Raw genomic sequence first — 1,877 nt, forward strand, 5'->3', positions numbered from 1 at the left:
GGCGAGACGGTGACGAGCGCCTCGGCGGCGTCGCCGAGCACCCCGGCGAGCGAGGCCGGGCCGTGCCCCGGCACCGGCCGCCGCTCCAGCGCCCGGGTGAGCGCGGCGACGTCCACATGGTCCGGGTGTTCGTGGGTGACGAGCACCGCGTCCGCCCCGTCCAGCGCCTCCGGCTCGCTGAAGCCACCCGGGTCGACGACCAGCACCGCCCCGTCGTGCTCCAGCCGGAGACAGGAGTGCGAGTACTTGGTGACGTGCATCGTGACTCCTCGCATACCGAATCGTGATGTCCTCAGCGCAGTCTGCCGGAACCGGCGCGACCACGCGCCACGTCCGAGGTATCGGTCCCGGTGGGCGGGGCCGCCGACGATCGGAGTACGGGGAATGGGTGGACGACGGTTCCGGGGCCTTGCCCTGGTGGCGGTGGGCATGGTCGCGGCGCTCGCCGTGGGCGCCTGCGGCGCGGACGAGGACAGCGGTGGCGACGCGGCCGCGCCGGCCATGGACGGAGGCGCGGCGCGCGAGCAGCCCGCCGAGGGCGGCGCGGATCGCGACCAGGCGGCTCCCGGCGGCACCGGCGGCGCGGACCTGCGGGTCGACCAGCGGTCCATCATCTACACCGGGACGATGCAGATCCGGGTGGACGATGTGGAGGCCGCGTCGCGGGAGGCGGTCACCGCGGTGACAGCGGCCGGTGGGTTCGTCGGCGGCGACCGGCGGTCGAGCCGCTCCGCCGAGGCCCGGGCGGTGCTGACCCTGCGGGTGCCGGCGGACAAGTTCGCCGGTGTGATCGACCAGCTCGCCGGCCTCGGCCGCCAGGAGCGCCGGGAGATCCGCACCGAGGACGTCACCGAGCAGGTGGTCGACCTGGACGCCCGGATCGCCACCCAGCGGGCGCGGGTGGAGAGCGCCCGCAAGCTGCTCGCCCAGGCGAGTTCGGTGGACGAGCTGGTCCGGCTGGAGAACGAGGTGGGCAGCCGTCAGGCGGACCTGGCCGCGCTGGAGGCGCGCAAGCGCCGGCTGGCGGACCTGACCGCGCTCTCCACCATCACCGTGACGTTGCTCGGGCAGGACGCCAGCACCGCCGAGGAGGAGGCGGATCTGGGCTTCCGCAGCGGGCTGGACGGCGGGTGGACGGCGTTCCGGGCCTCGGCCCGCATCGCGCTGACCGTGCTCGGGGCGGTGCTGCCCTTCGCGGTGGTGATCGGCGTACCGCTGTGGTTGCTGCTCCTGTGGCGGCGCCGGCGGGCCCGGCGGACGCCGCCGCCCGGCCCGGGCGCGATGCCGCAGCCGGGCCTGGGCCCGATGCCGCCGGGCCCGGCCGGTCCGGCCGACGCTCCGGTCAGCGCGCCGCCGCCAGTGCCCGCAGCGCGGTCTGGACCATGAGGCGTACGCCCGCCTCGATGGCGCGCTCGTCCACGTCGAACGAGGCCCGGTGCAGGTCCACATTGGGCCCGCTGCGGCCCACGCCGAGGCGGGCGAGCGCGCCGGGGACGTGCTCCAGGTACCAGGAGAAGTCCTCGCCGCCCATGCTCTGCGGCGTCTCGGCGATGCCGTCGGGGCCGAGCGCGGCGGCGGTGGCGGCGGTGAGCACGCCGATCGCGCCGGCGTCGTTCGTCACCGGCGGCCGGCCGCGCAGGTATTCCAGATCGACAGTGGCGCCGGTGGGCGCGAGCACGTCCCGCACCACCTGAGCCACGATCTTGGGCGCCTCGTCCCAGGTGTCGCGGTCCATCACCCGCAGCGTGCCGGCCGCGCACGCTTCGGAGGGGATGACGTTGTAACGGGTGCCGGCCGAGGCGTGGCCGAACACCAGCAGCAGCCCGCTGTTGGCCGGCACCCGGCGGCTGATCAGGGTCGGGACCTCGGTCACCAGC

General features: G+C 75.7%; 3 protein-coding genes. 1 reads left to right on the plus strand and 2 read right to left on the minus strand.

What is annotated here, in order from left to right; translation table 11 throughout:
- On the minus strand, positions 1–260 hold a 260-nt coding region (locus tag KBX39_RS30200), incomplete at its 3' end, for an MBL fold metallo-hydrolase (RefSeq protein WP_210873810.1).
- Between the two features lie 124 nt (positions 261–384).
- On the opposite strand from KBX39_RS30200, the gene KBX39_RS30205 reads away from it, so the two are divergent.
- Positions 385–1,386 (plus strand): DUF4349 domain-containing protein, encoded by a 1,002-nt coding sequence (locus tag KBX39_RS30205; protein WP_210873812.1) that lies wholly within the window; start codon positions 385–387, stop codon positions 1,384–1,386.
- Here the strand turns inward: KBX39_RS30205 and KBX39_RS30210 are convergent.
- Positions 1,343–1,877 (minus strand): M20/M25/M40 family metallo-hydrolase (locus KBX39_RS30210; protein WP_210873813.1); only part of this gene is annotated, 535 nt, incomplete at its 5' end. The two genes, KBX39_RS30205 and KBX39_RS30210, sit on opposite strands and share 44 nt — an antisense overlap.

Source organism: Micromonospora sp. D75, from assembly GCF_018070405.1.
Taxonomy (GTDB): Bacteria; Actinomycetota; Actinomycetes; order Mycobacteriales; family Micromonosporaceae; genus Micromonospora; species Micromonospora chalcea.